The organism is Enterobacter sp. AN-K1 (genome assembly GCF_020971765.1).
Lineage (GTDB): Bacteria > Pseudomonadota > Gammaproteobacteria > Enterobacterales > Enterobacteriaceae > Enterobacter > Enterobacter hormaechei_C.
Genome location: NZ_CP087390.1, coordinates 1,857,708 through 1,881,776 on the forward strand (window position 1 = coordinate 1,857,708; position 24,069 = coordinate 1,881,776).

17 protein-coding genes are annotated in these 24,069 nt (G+C 57.3%); 10 read left to right on the plus strand and 7 right to left on the minus strand.

Translation table 11 applies throughout. The features are described 5' to 3' along the window. The first annotated feature begins 9 nt into the window (after positions 1 to 9). The 5 genes from greB to feoC all read left to right on the plus strand — a co-directional run bounded on the left by greB (position 10) and on the right by feoC (position 6,045). Positions 10 to 483, plus strand: coding sequence for a transcription elongation factor GreB (gene greB / locus LOC22_RS09030; protein WP_017384149.1), 474 nt, complete (start codon positions 10 to 12; stop codon positions 481 to 483). 87 nt (positions 484 to 570) lie between these two features. Beyond that, positions 571 to 2,901 (plus strand): Tex family protein, encoded by a 2,331-nt coding sequence (locus LOC22_RS09035; RefSeq protein WP_015571440.1) that lies wholly within the window; start codon positions 571 to 573, stop codon positions 2,899 to 2,901. A gap of 319 nt (positions 2,902 to 3,220) precedes the next feature. Then, a complete protein-coding gene (gene feoA, locus LOC22_RS09040) occupies positions 3,221 to 3,448 on the plus strand; it encodes a ferrous iron transporter A (RefSeq protein WP_003861611.1) in 228 nt (75 codons plus the stop codon). Between the two features lie 30 nt (positions 3,449 to 3,478). After that, on the plus strand, positions 3,479 to 5,797 hold the full coding sequence (feoB, locus tag LOC22_RS09045; RefSeq protein ID WP_015571442.1) for a Fe(2+) transporter permease subunit FeoB: 2,319 nt from the start codon (positions 3,479 to 3,481) through the stop codon (positions 5,795 to 5,797). Positions 5,798 to 5,808: 11 nt separating this feature from the next. Continuing rightward, positions 5,809 to 6,045 (plus strand): [Fe-S]-dependent transcriptional repressor FeoC, encoded by a 237-nt coding sequence (gene feoC, locus LOC22_RS09050; RefSeq protein ID WP_017384148.1) that lies wholly within the window; start codon positions 5,809 to 5,811, stop codon positions 6,043 to 6,045. Here feoC and bioH read toward each other — a convergent pair. Further along, a complete protein-coding gene (gene bioH / locus LOC22_RS09055; RefSeq protein ID WP_230239492.1) occupies positions 6,020 to 6,802 on the minus strand; it encodes a pimeloyl-ACP methyl ester esterase BioH in 783 nt (260 codons plus the stop codon). The genes feoC and bioH overlap by 26 nt on opposite strands. A gap of 36 nt (positions 6,803 to 6,838) precedes the next feature. Here bioH and gntX point away from each other — a divergent pair, with 36 nt between their 5' ends. The 3 genes from gntX (at position 6,839) to gntT (ending at position 9,778) form a co-directional block, all read left to right on the plus strand. Next, entirely contained in the window at positions 6,839 to 7,519 is a 681-nt protein-coding gene (gntX, locus tag LOC22_RS09060; protein WP_017384146.1) for a DNA utilization protein GntX, read from the plus strand. A 61-nt stretch (positions 7,520 to 7,580) separates the two neighbouring features. After that, complete coding sequence (gene nfuA / locus LOC22_RS09065) at positions 7,581 to 8,156, plus strand: Fe-S biogenesis protein NfuA (RefSeq protein ID WP_003861601.1); 576 nt, start codon at positions 7,581 to 7,583, stop codon at positions 8,154 to 8,156. Between the two features lie 305 nt (positions 8,157 to 8,461). Then, positions 8,462 to 9,778, plus strand: a complete 1,317-nt coding sequence (gntT, locus tag LOC22_RS09070) for a gluconate transporter (protein ID WP_017384145.1) — start codon at positions 8,462 to 8,464, stop codon at positions 9,776 to 9,778. Between the two features lie 111 nt (positions 9,779 to 9,889). Here the strand turns inward: gntT and malQ are convergent, their stop codons facing one another. Beyond that, on the minus strand, positions 9,890 to 11,968 hold the full coding sequence (gene malQ, locus LOC22_RS09075; RefSeq protein WP_017384144.1) for a 4-alpha-glucanotransferase: 2,079 nt from the start codon (positions 11,966 to 11,968) through the stop codon (positions 9,890 to 9,892). A 9-nt stretch (positions 11,969 to 11,977) separates the two neighbouring features. Next, positions 11,978 to 14,371: a maltodextrin phosphorylase gene (gene malP / locus LOC22_RS09080; RefSeq protein WP_230239493.1), complete on the minus strand. Its 2,394-nt coding sequence runs from the start codon at positions 14,369 to 14,371 to the stop codon at positions 11,978 to 11,980. A 572-nt stretch (positions 14,372 to 14,943) separates the two neighbouring features. Here malP and malT point away from each other — a divergent pair. Continuing rightward, on the plus strand, positions 14,944 to 17,649 hold the full coding sequence (malT, locus tag LOC22_RS09085; RefSeq protein WP_003861595.1) for an HTH-type transcriptional regulator MalT: 2,706 nt from the start codon (positions 14,944 to 14,946) through the stop codon (positions 17,647 to 17,649). Positions 17,650 to 17,747: 98 nt separating this feature from the next. Here malT and LOC22_RS09090 read toward each other — a convergent pair whose 3' ends face one another. Genes LOC22_RS09090 through glpE form a run of 3 tightly spaced genes read right to left on the minus strand, consistent with a single transcriptional unit; the run spans position 17,748 to position 19,733 of the window. Then, on the minus strand, positions 17,748 to 18,506 hold the full coding sequence (locus LOC22_RS09090) for a DeoR/GlpR family transcriptional regulator (RefSeq protein WP_017384141.1): 759 nt from the start codon (positions 18,504 to 18,506) through the stop codon (positions 17,748 to 17,750). Positions 18,507 to 18,522: 16 nt separating this feature from the next. Beyond that, positions 18,523 to 19,353, minus strand: a complete 831-nt coding sequence (gene glpG, locus LOC22_RS09095; RefSeq protein WP_015571451.1) for a rhomboid family intramembrane serine protease GlpG — start codon at positions 19,351 to 19,353, stop codon at positions 18,523 to 18,525. 47 nt (positions 19,354 to 19,400) lie between these two features. Beyond that, the gene (glpE, locus tag LOC22_RS09100; protein ID WP_015571452.1) at positions 19,401 to 19,733 is read right to left on the minus strand and encodes a thiosulfate sulfurtransferase GlpE; all 333 of its coding nucleotides are present in this window, start codon (positions 19,731 to 19,733) and stop codon (positions 19,401 to 19,403) included. A gap of 285 nt (positions 19,734 to 20,018) precedes the next feature. On the opposite strand from glpE, the gene glpD reads away from it, so the two are divergent. Then, complete coding sequence (gene glpD, locus LOC22_RS09105) at positions 20,019 to 21,527, plus strand: glycerol-3-phosphate dehydrogenase (RefSeq protein WP_015571453.1); 1,509 nt, start codon at positions 20,019 to 20,021, stop codon at positions 21,525 to 21,527. A gap of 90 nt (positions 21,528 to 21,617) precedes the next feature. Here glpD and glgP read toward each other — a convergent pair whose 3' ends face one another. Then, positions 21,618 to 24,065, minus strand: coding sequence for a glycogen phosphorylase (gene glgP / locus LOC22_RS09110; protein ID WP_032103634.1), 2,448 nt, complete (start codon positions 24,063 to 24,065; stop codon positions 21,618 to 21,620). Positions 24,066 to 24,069 lie beyond the last annotated feature (4 nt).

The window sequence follows — 24,069 nt, forward strand, 5'->3', positions numbered from 1 at the left end:
GGCTGCACCATGAAAACGCCTCTGATCACCCGTGAAGGGTACGAGAAACTCAAAAAAGAGATGGATTACCTGTGGCGCGAAGAGCGTCCGGAAGTGACCAAAAAAGTCACCTGGGCAGCAAGCCTGGGCGACCGCAGCGAGAATGCGGACTACCAGTACAATAAAAAGCGGCTGCGCGAAATCGATCGCCGGGTACGCTACCTGACGAAGTGCCTCGAGAATCTCAAAATTGTCGATTACTCCCCGCAGCAGGAAGGTAAAGTCTTCTTCGGCGCGTGGGTCGAAATTGAAAACGACAGCGGCGACACCCTGCGTTTTCGTATCGTCGGCTACGATGAAATTTTCGGTCGTAAGGATTACATTTCTATCGACTCACCCATGGCCCGCGCCCTGCTGAAAAAAGAGGTAGGCGATTTAGCCGTTGTCCAGACGCCTGCGGGTGAAGCAAGCTGGTACGTCAACGAAATCGAGTATGTTAAATAGTCCGAGAGCGCCCTCCCCGGCTGGCATTTTTTGGTGTCAGCCCGTATAACTATCCCCCTGATTTTCGATCCACAAGATGAACTGACCATGATGAAAGAGTCGCTCTGCCGCATTATTGCGGGTGAACTTCAGGCCAGAGCCGAACAGGTAGAAGCTGCCGTTCGCCTGCTTGATGAAGGGAACACCGTGCCGTTTATTGCACGTTATCGTAAGGAAGTCACCGGCGGTCTGGATGACACGCAGCTGCGAAACCTGGAGACCCGTCTGGGCTATCTGCGCGAGCTGGAAGACCGACGTCAGGCGATCCTCAAATCTATCGGCGAGCAGGGCAAGCTGACCAGTGACCTGGAAAAAGCCATTAACGGTACCCTGAGTAAAACCGAGCTCGAAGACCTCTATCTGCCGTACAAACCGAAGCGCCGCACGCGCGGGCAGATTGCGATCGAAGCCGGCCTTGAGCCACTGGCCGATCTGCTGTGGAACGAACCGTCCCACGATCCGGAAACCGAAGCCGCCAAATTTATCGACGCCGATAAAGGCGTAGCGGACACCAAAGCCGCGCTGGACGGCGCGCGCTATATTCTGATGGAGCGCTTCGCCGAAGACGCGGCGCTGCTGGCCAAAGTGCGTGATTACCTGTGGAAGAACGCGCATATCGTCTCCACCGTGGTGTCCGGCAAAGAGGAAGAAGGCGCGAAATTCCGCGACTACTTCGATCACCACGAACCCATTTCTACCGCGCCGTCTCACCGCGCGCTGGCGATGTTCCGCGGCCGTAACGAAGGCGTGCTGCAACTCTCCCTGAATGCCGATCCACAGTTTGACGAGCCGCCAAAAGAGAGCCACTGCGAGCAGATCATTATCGACCATCTGGGCCTGCGCCTGAACAACGCCCCGGCGGACAGCTGGCGCAAAGGCGTGGTGAGCTGGACCTGGCGCATCAAGGTGCTGATGCACCTCGAAACCGAGCTGATGGGCACCGTGCGCGAGCGCGCCGAAGACGAAGCGATCAACGTCTTCGCCCGTAACCTGCACGACCTGCTGATGGCGGCGCCAGCTGGCCTGCGCGCCACCATGGGTCTCGATCCGGGTCTGCGTACCGGCGTGAAGGTGGCCGTGGTTGACGGCACCGGCAAGCTGGTTGCCACCGACACCATTTACCCGCACACCGGTCAGGCAGCGAAAGCGGCTGTCGTCGTCGCCGCGCTGTGCGAGAAGTACAACGTTGAGCTGGTTGCCATCGGTAACGGTACGGCGTCCCGAGAAACTGAACGTTTCTATCTCGACGTGCAGAAGCAGTTCCCGAAAGTGACGGCGCAGAAAGTGATCGTCAGTGAAGCGGGGGCATCTGTCTATTCCGCCTCGGAACTGGCAGCGCAGGAGTTCCCGGATCTGGACGTTTCCCTGCGCGGCGCGGTCTCTATCGCCCGTCGTTTGCAGGATCCGCTGGCGGAGCTGGTGAAGATTGACCCGAAATCCATCGGCGTGGGCCAGTATCAGCACGACGTGAGCCAGACGCAGCTGGCGCGTAAGCTGGATGCGGTAGTGGAAGACTGTGTTAACGCCGTCGGCGTGGACCTGAACACCGCTTCCGTGCCCCTGCTGACCCGCGTGGCGGGCCTGACCCGTATGATGGCGCAGAATATCGTCGCCTGGCGTGATGAAAACGGTCAGTTCCAGAACCGCCAGCAGCTGCTGAAGGTGAGCCGTCTGGGGCCAAAAGCATTTGAGCAGTGCGCGGGCTTCCTGCGCATCAACCACGGCGATAACCCGCTGGATGCCTCTACCGTTCACCCGGAAGCCTATCCAGTTGTCGAGCGTATCCTGGCCGCCACCCGGCAGGCGCTGAAAGACCTGATGGGCGACAGCAGCGCGCTGCGTAACCTGAAAGCGGTGGATTTCACCGACGAACAGTTCGGCGTGCCGACGGTCACCGACATCATCAAAGAGCTGGAAAAACCGGGCCGCGATCCGCGCCCTGAGTTTAAAACCGCGACCTTTGCTGAGGGCGTAGAAACCATGAACGACCTGCTGCCGGGCATGGTGCTGGAGGGGGCGGTAACCAACGTCACCAACTTTGGCGCGTTTGTGGATATCGGCGTGCATCAGGATGGTCTGGTGCATATCTCTTCCCTCGCCGACAAGTTCGTTGAAGATCCGCACACCGTGGTCAAAGCGGGCGACATCGTGAAGGTGAAAGTGCTCGAAGTGGATCTCCAGCGCAAGCGTATTGCCCTGACCATGCGTCTGGACGAGCAGCCGGGCGACACTAACGCGCGCCGTGGCGGTAATGGCGGTGGCCGTGAACAGCAGCGTCCGGCAGCGAAAGCCGCGAAGCCACGCGGACGTGACGCACAGCCGGCGGGCAACAGCGCGATGATGGATGCGCTGGCAGCGGCGATGGGTAAGAAACGCTAATGCTGTAAATGCCCGGTGGCGCGACGCTTACCGGGCCTACGGTTTTGTAGGCCGGGCAAACGCAGTGCCGCCCGGCAAGCAGGCCGCAGGGAATAAAAATAAATATGTTGTATCCATATTTAAACCACGAATTATCACCTCATTAACAAATAGCCCTCTTTTTATTTTCACCTCAATTTCGAAAATATTGAGCAAGGTCAAGCAGACCGCAAATTAATACGATTAACAACATCCCGTCACATTTTTATTATTGCTGATAAAAACTATTCTCATTATCATCGCAGTGTAGATTATTTAACCTCTCGTGGAATCAGGCGCTATGCAATTCACTCCAGACAGTGCGTGGAAAATTATCGGTTTTACCCGTGAGATAAGCCCGGCCTATCGGCAGAAGCTCCTGTCACTGGGCATGCTACCCGGCTCATCATTCCAGGTTGTGCGCGTTGCGCCGTTGGGCGATCCAGTTCATATCGAAACCCGACGCGTTAATCTGGTTCTGCGTAAAAAAGATCTCGCATTAATTGAAGTTGAATCTTTATCCCGTTAACAAGCCAGCGGTTTCAGTGAGTCTATTACAATGAAAAAATTAACTATTGGCTTAATTGGCAATCCTAATTCCGGCAAGACAACCTTATTTAATCAGTTAACCGGCGCACGCCAGCGTGTGGGAAATTGGGCAGGCGTGACGGTGGAACGCAAAGAAGGCCAGTTCACCACGACAGATAATCAGGTCACGCTGGTTGATTTACCGGGGACCTATTCCCTCACCACGATTTCATCCCAGACCTCCCTCGATGAGCAAATTGCCTGCCACTATATTCTGAGCGGCGACGCGGATCTGCTTATCAACGTGGTGGATGCCTCTAACCTCGAACGAAATCTGTATCTCACGTTACAGCTGCTGGAGCTGGGTATTCCCTGCATCGTGGCGCTTAACATGCTCGACATCGCGGAGAAGCAAAAGCTGCGCATCGACGTCGATGCCCTCTCCGCCCGTCTGGGCTGCCCGGTGGTTCCGCTGGTTTCCACCCGCGCTCGCGGCATTGACGCCCTGAAGCTGGCGATTGACCGCCACACGGGCAATGCCGACGTCGAACTGGTGCACTACGCCCAGCCGCTGCTGCGCGAAGCCGGGCAGCTGGCGCAGGAGATGGATAACAGCATGCCCGCCAGACAACGTCTGTGGCTTGGCCTGCAAATGCTGGAAGGCGATATCTACAGCCGCGCCTACGCAGGCGATGCGGCGGATAAGCTGGACGTCGCACAGGCTCGCCTTAGCGACGAGCTGGATGACCCGGCCCTGCACATTGCGGATGCGCGCTATCAGGCCATCGCCGCTATCTGTGACGTGGTCAGCAATGCATTAACCGCTGAACCCAGCCGCTTCACCGCCGCCGTGGATAAAATTGTGCTCAACCGCTTCCTCGGTTTACCGATCTTTTTACTGGTGATGTATGTGATGTTCCTGCTCGCCATTAACATCGGCGGTGCATTACAACCTATCTTTGATGGCGGCTCTGTCGCTATCTTCGTGCACGGTATTCAGTGGCTGGGCTACACCCTCCACTTTCCGGAATGGTTGACCATCTTCCTTGCGCAGGGGATCGGCGGCGGGATCAATACCGTCCTGCCGCTGGTGCCGCAGATCGGCATGATGTACCTGTTCCTCTCCTTCCTTGAGGATTCCGGTTACATGGCGCGCGCCGCCTTCGTGATGGACCGCCTGATGCAGGCGCTGGGGCTGCCGGGCAAATCCTTCGTGCCGCTGATTGTCGGCTTTGGCTGTAACGTGCCGTCAGTCATGGGCGCGCGTACGCTGGATGCCCCGCGCGAACGCCTGATGACCATCATGATGGCGCCGTTCATGTCCTGCGGCGCGCGGCTGGCGATCTTCGCGGTCTTTGCCGCGGCGTTCTTTGGTCAGGAAGGAGCGCTGGCCGTCTTCTCCCTGTATGTGCTGGGTATCGTGATGGCTATTCTCACCGGCCTGATGCTGAAGCACACCATCATGCGTGGCGAAGCGTCGCCGTTCGTGATGGAACTGCCGGTTTATCACGTTCCGCATCTGAAAAGCCTGATTATTCAGACATGGCAGCGCCTGAAGGGCTTCGTTCTGCGCGCCGGTAAGGTGATTGTGGTGGTCAGCATTTTCCTGAGCGCCCTGAACAGCTTCACTCTGAGCGGCCAGGCCGCGGACAACATTAATGACTCTGCCCTGGCCTCCGTCAGCCGGATCATTACGCCGGTCTTCAAACCGATTGGCGTTCAGGAAGACAACTGGCAGGCAACCGTGGGCCTGTTCACCGGCGCGATGGCAAAAGAGGTGGTTGTCGGCACCCTGAACACGCTTTACACCGCGGAAAACATCCAGGAAGAGGAGTTTAATCCGGCAGCGTTCAACCTCGGCGATGAACTGCTTGGCGCGGTGGAAGAAACCTGGCAGAGCCTGAAAGACACCTTCAGCCTGAGCGTACTGGCGAACCCGATTGAAGCCAGCAAAGGCGACGGCGAAATGGCGACCGGAGCAATGGGCGTGATGGGCCAGAAATTTGGCAGCGCGTCGGCGGCCTACAGCTACCTGATCTTCGTCCTGCTCTATATTCCGTGCATCTCGGTCATGGGCGCCATTGCCCGTGAGTCCAGCCGCGGCTGGATGGGCTTCTCCATTCTGTGGGGGCTGAACATTGCCTACTCACTGGCGACCGTGTTTTATCAGGCCGTCAATTACAGCCAGCATCCGCGCTACAGCCTGGTCTGTATCCTCGCGGTGATCCTGTTTAACGTGATGGTGATTGGCCTGCTGCGCCGGGCGCGTAGCCGCGTTGACGTTAACCTGCTGGCAACGCGCAAAACCCCGACGACCTGCTGTAGCAGCCCTGCGGGCGACTGTCACTGAGGGGAAGAAAGATGGCATCGTTGATTCAGGTTCGTGACTTACTGGCGTTACAGGGACGAATGGAGGCGAAGCAGCTCAGCCTCAGCCTGCATACGCCGCAGCCGATGATCGATGCCATGCTGGAAAGGCTGGAGGCCATGGGGAAAGCCGTGCGCATTCAGGAAGAGCCGGACGGTTGTCTGTCCGGCAGTTGTAAGAGTTGTCCTGAAGGTAAAGCCTGTCTCAGGGAGTGGTGGACGCTTCGCTGATAAAACCGGACAGCGCCGAACAAAACTCAGCAGGATGAGAGATGAACGGCGCATGTGCCGCTTTGGCAACCACCATTGATTTACTCTCCGGCCACAGCGCATCCAGCAGCGGAACCACCTTGCGCGGAACCAGTCCATCCAGATAGCCATAAATACGCAGATGCGGCACCGTTAACGACGCCAGCGGCTCGCGCAGATCGACCGTTTTCAGGATCTCCAGCCCTCCGTTCAGCACCTCAACCTCCGGCATCGGCAGAGAAAGCACCGTCTGCTTCAGCGTCCGCGCATCCTGACGGGCGGTTTCTGTTCCCATCGTCTGTAATGCCAGGAAACGCTCCACCGTCCGCTGGAAGTCTTCGCTCAGCTGATGCTGGAACCCGGCCAGCACCTCAGGTTTGATGCCCGGCCACGCCTCGCGGGCGCTGAAACAGGGTGATGAGGCAACGGTGATCAGCGCCTGGACCCGTGCAGGATGGTGCAGCGCAATCTGGCTTGCCACCAGCCCGCCCAGGCTCCAGCCGAGCCAGACGGCTTTTTGCGGCGCCGCTTCCAGAACCTGCTCCGCCATGTCGTCAAGCGTCATCGCGCCGTAGCCGTGGCTACGTCCATAGCCCGGTAGATCCACCAGGTGTACCGTGAATTGCGAGGCCAGTTCCTCACTTATGCAACGCCACACTTCGGCGTTCAGCCCCCATCCGTGCAGCAGCACAAGATGACAATTTCCCGTCCCAACGGTCTGCCACCACAGCGTCTTCATCAGTTAACGTTCTCTTTTTTCACATGGAGGTTGCGTATGCTAACAGTGCCCGGCTTGTGCTGGCTATGCCGAATGCCACTTGCGATGAGCGCGTGGGGCGTCTGTTCCGTTTGCACGCGAGCGCTGGGTTACCTGAAGGGCTGTCCGCAATGCGGCTTGCCTGCCGTAAGCCAGACGCTCCCCTGCGGCCGTTGCCTGAAAAAAGCGCCGCCGTGGAGCGCGCTGGTGGCGGTGGATGATTACGTTTTGCCGCTGAGTCGTCTGGTTCATCAGTTTAAGTTTTCCAGCCAGACTGCACTGGCGCAGCCCCTGGCACGCCTGTTGTTACTGGCGGTATTACAGGCGCGAAGAACGCGCGGGCTGCCGCCGGTCGACACGCTTGTGAACGTGCCACTGTTTCAGCGTCGGCACTGGCGGCGGGGATACAATCAGAGCGACCTGCTGTGCCGTCCGCTCGCCCACTGGCTGGGTTGCCGGTACCCAGCCTCTGCGCTGAAACGTACTCATGCCACTGCCGTTCAGCACCGGCTCAACGCCCGGTCGCGCAAAAGGAACCTGAAAAACGCCTTTCGCCTTGAATTGCCGGTCAACGGCCTCCATATCGCGATTGTGGATGATGTCGTCACCACGGGCAGTACCGTGGCTGAACTTTCCCGACTGCTTTTGCAAAGCGGCGCCGCGTCAGTTCAGGTATGGTGTCTGTGCCGTACCTTGTAGCCCTTCTTCAATGGGCGTATGATTATACCCAGGTAATTTAGTCAACTATTAGGCCAAAGCTATGATCCGTATTTCCGATTCTGCACAAGCGCACTTTGCCAAACTGCTGGCAAATCAGGAAGAAGGGACGCAGATCCGCGTGTTTGTGATCAATCCAGGCACTCCGAATGCAGAATGTGGTGTCTCTTATTGTCCTCCGGATGCTGTGGAAGCAACTGACACTGCCCTTAAATTTGAACAGCTCACCGCGTACGTTGATGAGCTGAGCGCGCCGTATCTTGAAGATGCGGAGATTGATTTCGTCACTGACCAGCTGGGTTCTCAGCTGACGCTGAAGGCGCCAAACGCGAAGATGCGTAAAGTCTCTGACGATGCCCCGCTGATGGAGCGTGTGGAATATCTGCTGCAATCGCAGATCAACCCGCAGCTGGCCGGCCACGGGGGACGTGTTTCCCTGATGGAAATCACCGAAGATGGTCTGGCGATCCTGCAATTCGGCGGCGGCTGTAACGGCTGCTCCATGGTTGATGTAACCCTGAAAGAAGGGATCGAGAAGCAGCTGCTGAACGAATTCCCGGAACTGAAAGGCGTGCGCGATCTGACCGAGCACCAGCGCGGCGAGCACTCTTACTACTGATTCAGTACCCGTCTGTATTGCCCGGTGGCGCTGCGCTTACCGGGCCTACTTTTTCTTGCCTCCCCCTCTGTATGTTGACCTGCGTCTCATAATTTAAATTTTACCTGCCTGGGTGATTCTCAATCACATCATGTTACCCGTATCATTCTCGTGGGCACTCAACACCCTTATAACAGCCGACTAAACTTAACGTTTTCGCAGGCATCAGTATGAGTGCCGTTAACACTCTGTTCCCAGTTGGGACAACCGGAATTTGTCGTTGAAACAATGACGTTACCCATAACAATTCAAAGGCCAGGTCAATCATGCCATTAGTCATCGTCGCTATCGGTGTTGTGTTATTACTGCTCTTGATGATCCGCTTCAAAATGAACGGATTTATCGCTCTGGTTCTGGTGGCACTTGCAGTCGGTCTGATGCAGGGAATGCCGCTGGTTAAAGTTATCAGCTCCATTAAAGCCGGTGTCGGCGGTACGCTCGGCAGCCTGGCGCTGATCATGGGCTTCGGCGCCATGCTCGGTAAAATGCTCGCGGACTGCGGTGGCGCACAGCGTATTGCCACCACGCTGATCGACAAATTTGGTAAGAAGAACATTCAATGGGCGGTGGTGTTAACCGGTTTTACCGTCGGTTTCGCGCTGTTCTATGAAGTGGGCTTCGTGCTGATGCTGCCGCTGGTGTTCACCATCGCCGCTGCCGCCAACATCCCGCTGCTGTTCGTGGGTGTGCCGATGGCTGCGGCGCTGTCCGTCACCCACGGTTTCCTGCCGCCGCATCCGGGCCCAACGGCTATCGCCACCATCTTCCATGCCGATATGGGTAAAACCCTGCTGTTTGGTACGATTCTGGCGATCCCGACGGTGATTCTGGCAGGCCCGGTGTATGCGCGCTTCCTGAAAGGCATTGATAAGCCTATCCCGGAAGGGCTGTACAGCGCCAAAACCTTTACTGAAGAAGAGATGCCAGGCTTTGGCGTAAGCGTCTGGACCTCACTGGTACCGGTGATCCTGATGGCGATGCGTGCCATAGCAGAGATGGTTCTGCCGAAAGGTCACGCGTTCCTGTCCGTTGCGGAGTTCCTGGGCGACCCGGTGATGGCGACGCTGATTGCGGTCCTGATCGCCATGTTCACCTTCGGTCTTAACCGTGGTCGTTCCATGGATCAGATCAACGACACGCTGACCTCTTCCATCAAAATCATTGCCATGATGCTGCTGATCATCGGCGGTGGCGGCGCGTTCAAGCAGGTGCTGGTCGACAGCGGCGTGGATAAATACATCGCGGCCATGATGCATGAAACCAACGTCTCCCCGCTGCTGATGGCATGGTCTATCGCCGCGGTGTTGCGTATCGCGCTGGGCTCTGCGACCGTTGCGGCGATTACCGCGGGCGGTATCGTTGCGCCGCTGATTGCGACCACGGGCGTAAGCCCTGAGCTGATGGTTATCGCGGTTGGTTCCGGTAGCGTGATTTTCTCCCACGTGAACGATCCGGGCTTCTGGCTGTTCAAGGAGTACTTCAACCTGACCATCGGTGAAACCATCAAGTCCTGGTCCGCGCTGGAAACCATCATTTCGGTGTGCGGTCTGGTCGGGGTGCTGCTGTTGAATATGGTGGTTTGATGTATTAAGTCGGGTGGCGGCTATGCCTTACCCGACCTACTTAATGCACGTAGGCCCGGTAAGCGTTAGCGCCACCGGGCAATAAAAAACCCGCCACTGGCGGGTTTTTTATCACTTCTTCGCGGCTGCTTTTCGCCGTTTATCCAAATCCTTAATCAACCTGTTCACCCCGTCATCGGCGAACATCGCTTCAAGCGTTGTGGACAGCTTGCGGCGCCAGTTTTTGTACTGATAGCTGGTGCCGGGGATGTTTACCGGCTCCGCCATATCAATCCAGTCTTCCGGTTGCAGACCGAGCAACGCGCTGTTGCTGTCGGCAATATAGCGCTGTAAGCCACGATTAAGCGTTGGCGTCATCGACATCAGCGACGCCTTATGCCCGGCGCGCTTCGGCAGACAGCCATGCTTATGCAGCGCATCCAGCAGCCCCTGCTTCGCCAGCTCGCGATCCTGATACAGCCCACGCAGAACCTCTTCATCCGGGTAGAGACCCAGCGTTTTGCCGAGCGTCAGGTCGCCGCTTTCCCAGTAGCCTCTGAGCGTAGGAAGATCATGCGTCGTCGCGACTGCCATTGACTGTTCAGGGTACGCTTTCGGCGCGCGGAAGGTTTTCTCATGGTCGTTTTCAAAATAGAGCACTTTGTAGGAGTAAACCCCGCTGTCGCGGAGCTTGCTGACAATTTCCACCGGCACGGTACCGAGATCTTCGCCAATCACCATGCACTGATGACGTTTACTCTCCAGCGCGAGGATTGAGAGCAGATCGTCCACCGGATACTGCACGTACGCCCCGTGGTCAGCCGTTTCACCGTACGGGATCCACCACAGGCGCAGCACGGACATCACGTGGTCGATACGCAACGCACCGCAGTTCTTCATGTTAGCGCGCAGCAGGTCGATAAACGGCTCGTAGGCACGCGCCGCCATCACGTGCGGATCCATCGGCGGTAAGCCCCAGTTCTGACCAAGCGGGCCCAGAATATCCGGCGGCGCCCCCACAGAAGCTTTCAGGCAGTAAAGTTCACGGTCACACCAGGTTTCCGCCCCGCCTTCCGCCACGCCGACGGCCAGATCGCGATACAACCCGATCGGCATGTTATAGCCCTGGCTCACCTGCCAGCAGGCGGCAAACTGGCTGTACGCCAGCCACTGCAACCAGAGATAGAAATCCACCTCGTCGGCATGCGTCTCACAGAATGCCTTCACTTCCGGGGTATCAACGGACTGATAGGCTTCCGGCCACACCGGCCAGCCCCAGCGCATCTCGTCCTCCTGAACCTGATACGCATGCAGCGCATCAAACGCTGCCTGCCAGTAAAGGCTCTCGCCTTCCTGCATCACAAACTGGCGGAAGGCTGCCATCTGCTCGTCGTCACGCTTCGCAAAGCCCTTCCAGGCCAGACGCAGAGCCGCCATTTTCAGCGCGGTCACGGAGGCATAATCCACCCAGTCCGCATCGCGGGCTTGTTTCAGCAGCTGTTGCGTGGTTTCAAGCTTCCACCACGCCTGCGCCTCTTTGCTGTTTTTGAAATCGTCTAACGCGTTAACGTCGATGTAAATCACGTTCAGCCAGCGACGGGAAGACGGGCTGTACGGGCTGGCGCTTTCCGGATTCGCCGGATAGAGGGCGTGGATCGGGTTGAGGCCGATGAACGCGCCGCCGCGCTCACCAACAGATGCCAGCATCTTTTTCAGGTCGCCAAAATCACCAATGCCCCAGTTGCTGTCCGAACGCAGGGTATAGAGCTGCACGCAGGCGCCCCACAGCTTTTTGCCTTCACGCAGCGCCTGCGGCTCATAGCAGCGCTTTGGCGCCACAATCACCCGACAGTGAAAACGCTGGTCGTCCCGGGTCAGCGTAAGCGTGTGGTAGCCCTCCGGCAGCTTCGCCGGAAGGTTGAGGGTTTTGCCGCCGGTGGCATGGCCTTTGTGCTGATGCCCCTCTTCGGTGGTGAGCAGCCAGCTGAACTCGCCGCGCCCTTCCACCGCCAGCGGCATCTTTTTGCCCGCGGTAAAGACCTTGACGTTCGGCACCGGCGCACCCGACGCTTTCGCGTCGGTTTTGTGCATGGCATCCAGCAAACGTCTTTTGGTGTCCGCACCAATAGACTGCGGTTTGCCGTGCGCATTGATGTAACTGAGGCTAATTCCCGCCGCCTGCGCGGCACTGTCCAGACGTTTACTCTCCATCGCGCTTCCTTAGCGTTTTGCCTGCCAGATACGAGCCTGATAATCACGGATTGAGCGGTCAGAGCTGAACATACCGCAGCGCGCGGTGTTCAGGATACACGCGCGGGTCCAGGCATCCTGGTCGCGATACAACACGTCGACCTGCTTCTGCGCTTCAACGTAAGCCGAGAAGTCAGCCATCACCAGGTACGGGTCGCCGCCCTTTTTGTCCATGCTGTGCAGCATCTGGTCAAACGCGTGCTTGTCGCCGTCGCTGTACTTCCCGCTTTCCAGCTCTTTAAGCACCGCATCCAGCACTTTATCTTTTTTACGCCATTTCACCGGGTCGTACCCTTTGGCTTTGATGGCTTTCACTTCTTCAACAGTATGGCCGAAGATAAAGATGTTCTCTTCGCCGACCTTCTCGGCGATTTCGACGTTCGCACCGTCCAGCGTGCCGACGGTCAGCGCGCCGTTCAGGGCCAGCTTCATGTTGCCGGTACCGGACGCTTCTTTACCGGCGGTAGAGATCTGCTCGGAAATATCCGCCGCCGGGATCAGCATTTCAGCCGCAGAAACGCAGTAGTCCGGCAGGAACACCACCTTCAGCTTGTCGCCCACTTTCGGATCGCTGTTGATCGCCGCCGCCACTTTATTAATGGCAAGGATAATGTTTTTCGCCAGGTAGTAGCCCGGCGCCGCTTTCGCACCGAACAGGAACACGCGCGGGACGCGGTCGGCCTGCGGGTTCTCGCGGATCTCTTTGTACAGCGCCAGAATGTGCAGCAGGTTCAGGTGCTGACGTTTGTACTCGTGCAGTCGTTTGATCTGGATATCGAAAATCGCATTCGGGTTGATCTCAATTCCGGTGCGCATTTTCACAAACTCGGCCAGACGAACCTTGTTCTCCAGCTTAATGGCGCGGTACTGCTCGCGGAACTTCGCGTTGTCGGCCTGTTTTTCCAGATTGATGAGCTGGTCCAGGTCGTTGGCCCACTCTTTCTTCAGGGTCTTGTCCAGCAGGCCGGCCAGCAGCGGGTTGCACTGCTTAATCCAGCGACGCGGCGTGATGCCGTTGGTCACGTTATGGAATTTGGTCGGCCACAGCTGGTGGTATTCCGGGAAGAGATCTTTCACCACCAGATCCGAGTGCAGCGCGGCAACGCCGTTCACCGCAAAGCCGCTGACCACGCACATGTTCGCCATGCGCACCTGTTTGTCGTGTACCACGGCCAGCTTCGCCCAGACGGCTTTGTCGCCCGGCCAGGTTTTCTCCACCAGCGTTTTGAACTGGTCGTTAATCTTGTTGATGATCTGCATATGGCGCGGCAGCAGCGTTTTCACCAGCTTCTCATCCCAGCACTCGAGCGCTTCCGGCATCAGGGTGTGGTTGGTGTAGGCGAAGGTGCGGCTGGTGATGGCCCAGGCGTCGTCCCAGCTCAGCTGATGCTCGTCGATCAGCACGCGCAGCAGTTCCGGGATGGCAATGGTCGGGTGCGTGTCGTTAAGCTGAATGACTTCGAAGTCAGGCAGTTGAGCCAGCTTGCGGCCCGCCAGGTGATGGCGACGCAGAATGTCCGCCACGGAGCAGGCGCACTGGAAGTACTGCTGCATCAGACGCAGTTTTTTACCCGCCAGATGGTTGTCGTTCGGGTAGAGGACTTTGGTCAGCTTCTCGGCGTCGATCCCCTGCTGCTCGGCGCGCAGGAAATCACCGTCGTTGAATTTGGTCAGGTTAAACGGATGCGCGTGCTTCGCCTGCCACAGACGCAGCGGCTGCGCCACGCCGTTACGGTAGCCGAGTACCGGCAGATCCCAGGCTTCGCCAGTGATGGTGAACGCCGGTTCCCAGAGCCCCTGCTTCGTGACTTTCCCGCCAATCCCGACCTGCACATCCAGCTGCGCGTTGTGGCGGAACCACGGATAGGTATTGCGGTGCCAGTCGTCCGGCGCTTCCATCTGATGGCCGTCGGCAAATGACTGACGGAACAGGCCATACTGATAGTTCAGGCCATAGCCAATTGCCGACTGACCCACGGTTGCCATGGAATCCAGGAAGCAGGCTGCCAGACGTCCCAGGCCGCCGTTGCCCAGCGCCGGGTCAATCTCTTCTTCCAGCAGATCGGTCAGGTTGATGTCGTGTTCTTTCAGCACGTCACCGACCTCCTGATACCAGCCAAGGTTCAGCAGATTGTTGCCCGTCAGACGACCAATCAGGAACTCCATCGAAATGTAGTTGACGTGACGCTGGCCTTTCACAGGCTTCGCCACAGGCTGAGCGTCCAGCTGCTCTGCGAGCGCCCCGCTCACCGCCTGCCACCACTGGTGAGGCGTCATCTCGTTTGCAGCATGAAGGCCAAAACGCTGCCACTGACGCGTCAGGGCAGCCTGAAATTGAGCTTTGTTGAAAGTAGGCTGTGACATAGGGAATCGGCATCCTGTAGAGAGAAAACACATTTGGCGCTAGTGTGCCTGGCTCATTGCGCCTCTTCCTCCTCCTGTCGGGGATTAGGCAGGGAGGAGTAGCGGGGATGAGCATAAAAGTGTGATCGAGGCCACTGTGTAAGTGTGCGCTTCGCGGAAAAAGCGATCCCGGAAGAGCGTCAAAGAAATGAAATGCAGTTTCGGAGGAAAGTTATCATCGCTGAAATGATTACTTACGCAGAATAATATTTCCGCGCGTCGGCATTATTCAGCACCACTATTAAGCCGATGCAACTTTCCCTGAAGTTAATTAACTTCAGCGTCATTATCTCTTTCTGAAACCAGTTTCAGCGCAACCGCGCCTTATGCAGGCAAGCCAGAAGCAGCGCGGCATCCAGCCAATTACGGAAAGTTCCATCAGGGATGAGAATGTTTTGTGACAGAGTGCAAATTCAGAGCCTCCAAACCCAGACATAACTTGCAATAGTTCCTCTATTGGCCGAACTTATAGATATTAATTACGAAGCGCAAAAAAAATAAATTCTCTCGTTCCCCACAGTGAAGTGAAAACTATGTTGATTCCGTCCAAATTAAGTCGCCCGGTTCGTCTTGACCATACTGTGGTCCGCGAGCGCCTGCTGGCTAAACTTTCCGGTGCGCATAATTTCCGACTGGCGCTGGTTACGAGTCCTGCGGGTTATGGAAAAACAACGCTCATTTCGCAATGGGCGGCAGGTAAAAGCGATCTTGGCTGGTACTCCCTGGATGAAGGTGATAACCAGCAGGAGCGCTTTGCCAGCTATTTAATTGCCGCGATTCAGCAGGCAACCAACGGACACTGCGTCACCAGCGAGGTGATGGTGCAAAAGCGCCAGTACGCCAGCCTGTCCTCTCTTTTCTCCCAGCTGTTTATCGAGCTGGCCGAATGGCATCGCCCGCTGTATGTGGTGATTGATGATTATCATCTGATCACCAACCCGGTTATTCACGAATCCATGCGTTTCTTCCTGCGCCATCAGCCGGAAAACCTGACGCTGGTTGTCCTGTCGCGTAACCTTCCGCAGTTGGGCATTGCCAACCTGCGCGTGCGCGATCAGCTACTGGAAATCGGCAGTCAGCAGCTGGCCTTTACCCATCAGGAAGCGAAGCAGTTCTTTGACTGCCGCCTGACGTCTCCGATTGAGGCGTCGGAAAGCAGCCGCCTGTGCGATGACGTTGCCGGCTGGGCCACGGCGCTTCAGCTGATTGCCCTCTCCGCGCGGCAAAACAACAGCCCGACGCATCAGTCCGCACGCCGCCTGGCGGGCATCAACGCCAGCCACCTGTCGGATTATCTGGTGGATGAGGTACTCGACAGCGTTGACCTCTCCACCCGCCATTTCCTGCTGAAAAGCTCCCTGCTGCGTTCCATGAACGATGCGCTGATCGTGCGTGTCACCGGCATTGAAAACGGGCAGCTTCAGCTCGAAGAGATTGAACGTCAGGGTCTGTTCCTGACGCGCATGGACGATCACGGCGAATGGTTTAGCTACCATCCGCTGTTTGGCAGCTTCCTGCGCCAGCGTTGCCAGTGGGAACTGGCCGCAGAGCTGCCTGACATTCACCGCGCCGCCGCCGAAAGCTGGATGGCGCAAGGTTTCCCGAGCGAGGCTATCCACCATGCACTGGCCGCCGGGGATGCCGGTATGCTGCGCGATATTCTGCTCAACCACGCGTGGGGACTGTTCAACCACAGCGAACTGACGCTGCTGGAAGAGTCGTTAAAAGCGCTGCCGTGGGAAAGCCTGCTGGAGAACCCGCGTCTGGTGCTGCTCCAGGCCTGGCTGATGCAGAGCCAGCATCGCTACAGCGAAGTGAACACCCTGCTGGCGCGCGCCGAGCAGGAGATGGAAAGCGAGATGGATACCACCCTGCATGGCGAATTTAACGCCCTGCGTGCGCAGGTGGCGATTAACGACGGTGACCCTGATGAAGCCGAACGGCTGGCGATGGTCGCGCTGGATGAGCTGCCGCTGGCGAATTTTTACAGCCGTATTGTCGCCACCTCGGTACACGGCGAAGTGCTGCACTGTAAGGGCGATCTCACGCGTTCGCTTTCACTCATGCAGCAAACCGAACAGATGGCGCGCCGACACGATGTCTGGCATTACGCCCTGTGGAGTCTGATCCAGCAAAGCGAGATTTTATTTGCTCAGGGGTTCCTGCAAGCCGCCTGGGAAAACCAGGAGAAAGCGTTCCAGCTGATCCGTGAACAGCATCTGGAACAGCTGCCGATGCACGAGTTCCTGTTGCGTATTCGCGCTCAGCTGCTGTGGGCATGGTCGCGTCTGGATGAAGCGGAAAGCTGCGCCCGCCAGGGTCTGAATGTCCTTTCGAGCTTCCAGCCGCAGCAGCAGCTCCAGTGTCTGGCTCTGCTGGTGCAGTGCTCGCTGGCGCGCGGCGACCTGGATAATGCCCGCAACCATCTTAACCGCCTGGAAAACCTGCTCGGCAACGGGCAGTACCATAGCGACTGGGTATCCAACGCCGATAAGGTCCGGGTGATTTACTGGCAGATGACCGGCGATAAAAAGTCCGCCGCCAACTGGCTGCGTCATACGCCTAAACCGGAATTTGCCAATAACCACTTCCTGCAAAGCCAGTGGCGCAACATCGCCCGCGTGCAGATCCTGCTGGGTGACTTTGAGCCTGCGGAGATCGTGCTGGAAGAGTTAAACGAAAACGCCCGCAGCCTGCGCCTGATGAGCGATTTAAACCGCAACCTGCTGCTGTTAAACCAGCTTTACTGGCAGGCGGGACGTAAAAATGATGCCCAGCGCGTACTGCTGGAAGCGTTGCAGCTGGCGAACCGCACCGGGTTTATCAGCCACTTTGTGATTGAGGGTGAAGTGATGGCCCAGCAGCTGCGCCAGCTGATTCAGCTCAACACGCTGCCAGAACTGGATCAGCATCGCGCCCAGCGCATTCTGCGCGAGATTAACCAGCACCATCGCCACAAGTTTGCGCACTTCGATGAGAACTTTGTTGAACGTCTGCTGAACCATCCGGAAGTGCCGGAGCTTATCCGCACCAGCCCGCTCACCCAGCGTGAATGGCAGGTGCTGGGGCTGATCTATTCCGGCTACAGCAACGAGCAGATTGCCGGTGAGCTGGCGGTGGCGGCGACCACCATCAAAACGCACATTCGCAATCTGTATCAGAAGCTGGGCGTAGCGCACCGACAGGATGCGGTGCAGCATGCGCAGCAGCTGTTGAAGATGATGGGATATGGAGTGTAGATCCTCTGCGGTCTGATGCCCTCACCCCGGCCCTCTCCCACAGGGAGAGGGAGAAAATTTTGTAGGTCGGGTAAGCGCAGCGCCACCCGACACAACCGCTAGCACAATTCCAGCTGCAAATTGTTATCCTTAATTACCTGCATCACGCCCGCCGGTGGCATCACATCAGTATAAACCGCATCCACCATGCTGATGCTGCCCATGTTGACCATCGCGTTACGGCCAAATTTGGAGTGGTCCACCACCAGCATCACGTGACGTGAGTTTTCAATGATCGCGCGCTTGGTGCGCACCTCGTGGTAATCAAACTCCAGCAGCGAGCCGTCGCTGTCGATGCCGCTGATCCCCAGAATGCCGAAGTCGAGGCGGAACTGAGAGATAAAATCGAGCGTCGCTTCGCCGATAATGCCCCCGTCGCGGCTGCGCAGTTCGCCGCCCGCGAGGATGATGCGGAAATCGTCTTTCTGCATCAACGTGTTGGCCACGTTCAGGTTGTTGGTCACCACGCGCAGGTTCTCGTGGTTCAGCAGCGCATGGGCGACCGCTTCCGGCGTGGTGCCGATATCAATAAACAGCGTCGCGCCGTTCGGGATCTGGCTCGCCACTTTACGGGCGATACGCTCTTTCTCTGCCGTTTGCGTCGCCTTACGGTCATGCCATGAGGTGTTCACCGAGCTGGACGGCAGCGCGGCGCCGCCGTGGTGACGCAGAATACGGTTCTGATCGGCCAGGTCGTTGAGGTCACGACGGATGGTTTGCGGGCTGACGGCAAACTGCTCCACCAGCTCTTCAGTACTGACGTATCCCTGTTTTTTTACCAGTTCGATAATGGCGTCATGACGTTGTGTTTGTTTCATGAAATATCCCTGGGAATTATGTTCGTTTTCGCGCATGGAGCGTATCGGCCAGCGCCATCGCCAGCCCAACCGCCAGGCCGGTAACGTGCGCACCATTGGCGATAGACATACCAAACAGATCAAACCATCCGGCAATAAGCCATATTAACGCAAAGGTTATTAATCCACGTTGTAAATAGATGCCGCTATCCGGGTCGCGCTCGCCTCTGAGCCAGGCGTAACCCATCAGGGCGTACACCACGCCGGATAACCCGCCAAACCATGGACCGCTGAATTTATGCTGCACGTAGCCGCTTAACAGGGCGCTGATAAGGGTGATCACAATCAGCTTGCCGCTGCCGAGCCGCTTCTCCACCGCCCCGCCGAGATACCACCACCACAGCAGGTTAAAGAGGATATGCATCACCGAGAAGTGCATCAGCGCATGCGTGAAGTAGCGCCAGACGTCAAATTGCAGGGAGGGATCGTACGGCCATGCGAGGGCAATCATCACGCTCTGGTCGCCCACCACGCTCATAATAATGAAGACGATGATGCAGGCTGCCATCAAAAGCAGCGTAAACGGCCCTGCGCGCTCGCGGAGGGTGGCGAGAAACGGAAAACGTTGATAGTGCAGGCCACTGCCGGTCTGGCCGGATTGCCAGCTTGCCGCCAGATAACGCGGGTCGCCCGGGTTTTCCAGAAAACGCGCCAGCTCGTCATTCACGCGGCCGGCCTGGCTTTCGTCTGCCAGCCAGACATCCGTCTGTGTATGCTGCTGAATAGTCAGGATAATGCCCTGCGTCGCCATATAGTCGACAAACGCCTGGGCGACGCGCGGGTTGCTAAAAGAGGTGATCATCAACATGGGCAGCGGTCGCTTATTTCCACACAAAAGGGGACAGTATAGCGGGATCAGCGCTCAAACGCGTATTCAACTTCTGCCGGGAAATGACGATGCCAGGCATCGAAGCCGCCATCGACGCTGTATACCGCGTCGTAACCCTGCTGGAGCAGATACTGCGCCGCGCCTTTACTACTGTTGCCGTGATAGCACATCACCATCACCGGGGTATCGAAGTCGTTATCGCGCATAAACGCGCCCAGCGTGTCGTTGGTGAGATGGAACGCGCCCGGCGTGTGGCCCATCGCAAAGCTCTGCGGATCGCGGATATCCACCAGCACCGCTTGTCCCTGGTGCATCTTCTGATGGGCTTCTTCTACGTTAATACATTCAAACTGATCCATGGTGTTCTCATCTTATATTCAGGTGTGGTGCGGTTTTCCCCTCACCCTACCCTCTCCCGGAGGGAGAGAGTAACGGATCACCCTCTCCCCGTGGGAGAGGGCTGGGGTGAGGGCATCAGACCGCACTATTTTACCCCGTAGTGTACGTCCTGGCGGCGGGTAAACGCCATTATGTTATCCATATCACTCTAAATTGTTTTTTTGATGTTACCAAAAGCGCGTTCCTTTGCTATTATGAGCGATATCGAACATTTTTGAGCTTTAACGAAAGTGCATGAGGGTGTTATGGAAACCAAAGATCTGATTGTGATAGGCGGTGGCATCAACGGTGCCGGTATTGCGGTTGATGCCGCAGGACGCGGTTTATCCGTGCTGATGCTGGAAGCTAACGATCTCGCCTGCGCGACGTCGTCCGCCAGCTCCAAGCTGATCCACGGTGGCCTGCGCTACCTGGAACACTACGAATTCCGCCTGGTCAGCGAAGCGCTGGCTGAACGCGAAGTACTGCTGAAAATGGCTCCGCATCTGGCGATCCCGATGCGTTTCCGTCTGCCTCATCGCCCGCATCTGCGTCCGGCGTGGATGATCCGCATTGGTCTTTTTATGTACGATCATCTGGGTAAACGCACCAGCCTGCCGGGTTCGACAGGTTTGCGTTTTGGCTCAGAGTCGGTTCTTAAACCTGAAATCGTGCGCGGTTTCGAATATTCCGACTGCTGGGTGGACGATGCGCGTCTGGTGCTGGCTAACGCGCAGATGGTCGAGAAGAAAGGCGGCGAGGTGAAAACCCGTACCCGCGCGACCGCCGCACGCCGCGAAAACGGCCTGTGGATTGTGGAAGCGGAAGACGTGGATACCGGTGAGAAGTTTAGCTGGAAAGCGCGCGGCCTGGTGAACGCCACCGGCCCGTGGGTAAAACAGTTCTTCGATGACGGTATGCACCTGCCTTCTCCGTACGGCATCCGCCTGATCAAGGGCAGCCACATTGTGGTGCCGCGCGTGCATACCCAGAAACAGGCTTATATCCTGCAAAATGAAGACAAGCGCATTGTGTTTGTGATCCCGTGGATGGACGAGTTCTCCATCATCGGCACCACCGACGTGGAGTACAAAGGCGATCCGAAAAACGTTGAGATCGACGAGAGTGAAGTCAGCTACCTGTTGAAAGTGTACAACGCGCACTTTAAGAAACAGCTGGCGCGCGATGACGTGGTCTGGACCTACTCCGGCGTGCGTCCGCTGTGTGATGACGAGTCTGACTCACCGCAGGCCATCACCCGTGACTATACGCTTGATATTCATGACGTGGACGGTCAGGCGCCCCTGCTGTCGGTATTTGGCGGTAAGCTCACCACCTACCGTAAACTGGCGGAGCACGCGCTGGAGAAACTGGCGCCGTATTACAAAGGCATCGGCCCGGCGTGGACGAAAGGCGCCGTGCTGCCTGGCGGCGATATCGGCGATAACCGCGACGATTACGCCGCGAAGCTGCGTCGCCGCTTCCCGTTCATTACCGAAGGAATGGCGCGCCACTATGCCCGTACCTACGGCAGCAACACCGAACTGTTCCTCGGCGAGGCGAAAGAGATTGCCGATCTGGGCGAGCATTTTGGCCATGAGCTGTACGAAGCGGAACTGCGCTACCTGGTGGAACACGAATGGGTGCGCCGACTGGACGATGCCATCTGGCGTCGTACTAAAGAAGGGATGTGGCTGAATGCCGAACAGCAGTCTCGCGTGGCGCAATGGTTGCAACAGCATGCGGGAAAGCGTGAATTGTCACTGGCGTCCTGAGGGTGACAAAAAATGCCCGGTGGCGCTGCGCTTACCGGGCCTACAGGATCGAGTAGGCCGGGTAAGGCGGAGCCGCCACCCGGCTTTGTTTTACAACCGCACCGGATCAATATGCCAGATATTCTCGGCGTACTCTTTGATGGTTCTGTCTGACGAGAAGTATCCCATGTTGGCGATGTTATGCATCGCGGCGCTGGTCCACTTCTCCTGCTGACGGTACAGTTCGTCCACCTTATCCTGACAATCCACATAGCTGCGGTAATCCGCCAGCACCTGATAGTGATCGCCAAAGTTAATCAGCGAATCCACCAGATCGCGATAGCGTCCAGGCTCCTCAGGGTTAAACACGCCGGTGGCGATTTGCGTCAGCACCTGGCGTAACTCTTCATCCTCTTCATAATACTCACGCGGCGAGTAGCCCTGCTTGCGCAGCGCCTCCACCTCTTCCGCCGTATTCCCGAAAATAAAGATATTCTCCGCGCCCACATGCTCCAGCATTTCGACATTTGCGCCGTCCAGCGTGCCGATAGTCAGCGCGCCGTTCAGGGCAAACTTCATGTTGCTGGTGCCGGATGCTTCCGTCCCCGCCGTGGAAATCTGCTCAGAGAGATCCGCCGCCGGAATAATCAGCTGCGCCAGGCTCACGCTGTAGTTCGGGATAAACACGACCTTCAGCTTATCGCCAATGTCCGGATCGTGGTTCACCACCTTCGCCACATCGTTGATGAGATGAATGATGTGCTTCGCCATGTAGTACGCGGACGCCGCCTTACCGGCAAAGATTTTCACGCGCGGCACCCACTCCGCCGTCGGGTCAGCCTTAATGCGGTTGTAGTGGGTAATAACGTGCAGGACATTCATCAGCTGACGCTTGTACTCGTGGATACGTTTGATTTGCACGTCGAACAGCGCTTTCGGGTTCGCCACCACGTTCAGATGCATCGCCAGCCAGACCGCCAGACGCTTCTTGTTCAGCAGCTTGGCTTCCCGTACCGCTTTATTCACCGTCGGGAAATCAATGTGCTGCTCCAGCTCGCTCAGCTGGCTCAAATCCGTGCGCCAGGTGCGGCCAATGTTCTCATCCAGAACATCGGAGAGCGGCTGGTTCGCCAGCGCCAGCCAGCGGCGCGGGGTGACGCCGTTGGTCACGTTGCAGAAACGCGTCGGGAAGATCTTCGCAAAGTCCGCAAACAGGGACTGCACCATCAGGTTCGAGTGCAGCTCTGACACGCCGTTCACCTTGTGGCTGATCACCACCGCCAGCCAGGCCATGCGTACGCGACGCCCGTTGGATTCATCAATGATCGAGGCGCGGCTCAGCAGACCGGTATCGTTCGGGTACTGCTCCTGCAAGGTCTTGAGGAAGTAGTCGTTGATCTCGAAGATGATTTGCAGATGGCGCGGCAGAATTTTGCCGAGCATATCCACCGGCCACGTCTCCAGCGCTTCACTCATCAGCGTATGGTTGGTGTACGAGAACACCTGGCAGGTTACTTCAAACGCGTCATCCCAGCTGAACTTATGCTCGTCAATCAGCAGGCGCATCAGCTCAGGGATCGACAGCACCGGATGGGTATCGTTGAGGTGAATGGCGGTTTTTTCCGCCAGATTCGCATAGGTTTTGTGCAGCTGATAGTGACGGCTAAGGATATCCTGAATCGTTGCCGAGACGAGGAAATACTCCTGACGCAGGCGCAGCTCGCGGCCTGAGTAGGTCGAGTCATCCGGATACAGGACGCGTGACACATTCTCGGAGTGGTTTTTATCTTCCACCGCCGCGAAGTAGTCACCCTGGTTGAATTTACCCAGGTTGATCTCGCTACTGGCCTGCGCGTTCCACAGGCGCAGGGTATTGGTCGCATCGGTGTCGTAGCCGGGGATGATCTGGTCATAGGCCACGGCGAGGATCTCCTCGGTTTCCACCCAGCGGGATTTTTTCCCTTCCTGCTGAATACGCCCGCCAAAACGCACCTTGTAGCGCGTGTTGTGGCGCTTGAACTCCCACGGGTTACCGTACTCCAGCCAGTAGTCTGGAGACTCTTTCTGACGACCATCCACGATGTTCTGCTTGAACATACCGTAGTCGTAGCGAATACCGTAGCCGCGCCCCGGCAGCGCCAGCGTCGCCAGTGAATCGAGGAAACAGGCGGCAAGACGCCCGAGACCACCGTTACCCAGCCCCGGGTCGTTCTCTTCGTCAATCAGCTCTTCTAAATCCAGCCCCATCTCTTCCAGTGCGTTTTTGACGTCGTCATAAATCCCGAGCGATAACAGCGCATTGGAGAGGGTGCGACCAATCAGAAACTCCATCGACAGGTAATACACCTGTCGCGTCTCCTGCGAAAGCTGGGCGCGGTTGGAGCGCAGCCAGCGTTCGACCATACGGTCACGCACCGCAAACAGCGTGGCGTTCAGCCACTCATGTTTGTTGGCAATAACGGGATCTTTCCCAATGGTAAACATCAGCTTATAGGCGATGGAGTGTTTCAACGCCTCAACGCTGAGCGTGGGGGAAGAGTAGCTAAATGGAGCATTCATATCA

What these genes read in the sequence shown, in the direction of transcription:
- glgP (WP_032103634.1), bottom strand. Translation starts at nt 24,065, where the DNA reads ATGAATGCTCCATTTAGCTACTCTTCCCCCACGCTCAGCGTTGAGGCG.
- greB (WP_017384149.1), top strand. Translation starts at nt 10, where the DNA reads ATGAAAACGCCTCTGATCACCCGTGAAGGGTACGAGAAACTCAAAAAA.
- nfuA (WP_003861601.1), top strand. Translation starts at nt 7,581, where the DNA reads ATGATCCGTATTTCCGATTCTGCACAAGCGCACTTTGCCAAACTGCTG.
- gntT (WP_017384145.1), top strand. Translation starts at nt 8,462, where the DNA reads ATGCCATTAGTCATCGTCGCTATCGGTGTTGTGTTATTACTGCTCTTG.
- glpD (WP_015571453.1), top strand. Translation starts at nt 20,019, where the DNA reads ATGGAAACCAAAGATCTGATTGTGATAGGCGGTGGCATCAACGGTGCC.
- bioH (WP_230239492.1), bottom strand. Translation starts at nt 6,802, where the DNA reads ATGAAGACGCTGTGGTGGCAGACCGTTGGGACGGGAAATTGTCATCTT.
- feoA (WP_003861611.1), top strand. Translation starts at nt 3,221, where the DNA reads ATGCAATTCACTCCAGACAGTGCGTGGAAAATTATCGGTTTTACCCGT.
- feoC (WP_017384148.1), top strand. Translation starts at nt 5,809, where the DNA reads ATGGCATCGTTGATTCAGGTTCGTGACTTACTGGCGTTACAGGGACGA.
- feoB (WP_015571442.1), top strand. Translation starts at nt 3,479, where the DNA reads ATGAAAAAATTAACTATTGGCTTAATTGGCAATCCTAATTCCGGCAAG.
- malQ (WP_017384144.1), bottom strand. Translation starts at nt 11,968, where the DNA reads ATGGAGAGTAAACGTCTGGACAGTGCCGCGCAGGCGGCGGGAATTAGC.
- glpE (WP_015571452.1), bottom strand. Translation starts at nt 19,733, where the DNA reads ATGGATCAGTTTGAATGTATTAACGTAGAAGAAGCCCATCAGAAGATG.
- LOC22_RS09090 (WP_017384141.1), bottom strand. Translation starts at nt 18,506, where the DNA reads ATGAAACAAACACAACGTCATGACGCCATTATCGAACTGGTAAAAAAA.
- malT (WP_003861595.1), top strand. Translation starts at nt 14,944, where the DNA reads ATGTTGATTCCGTCCAAATTAAGTCGCCCGGTTCGTCTTGACCATACT.
- malP (WP_230239493.1), bottom strand. Translation starts at nt 14,371, where the DNA reads ATGTCACAGCCTACTTTCAACAAAGCTCAATTTCAGGCTGCCCTGACG.
- glpG (WP_015571451.1), bottom strand. Translation starts at nt 19,353, where the DNA reads ATGTTGATGATCACCTCTTTTAGCAACCCGCGCGTCGCCCAGGCGTTT.
- LOC22_RS09035 (WP_015571440.1), top strand. Translation starts at nt 571, where the DNA reads ATGATGAAAGAGTCGCTCTGCCGCATTATTGCGGGTGAACTTCAGGCC.
- gntX (WP_017384146.1), top strand. Translation starts at nt 6,839, where the DNA reads ATGCTAACAGTGCCCGGCTTGTGCTGGCTATGCCGAATGCCACTTGCG.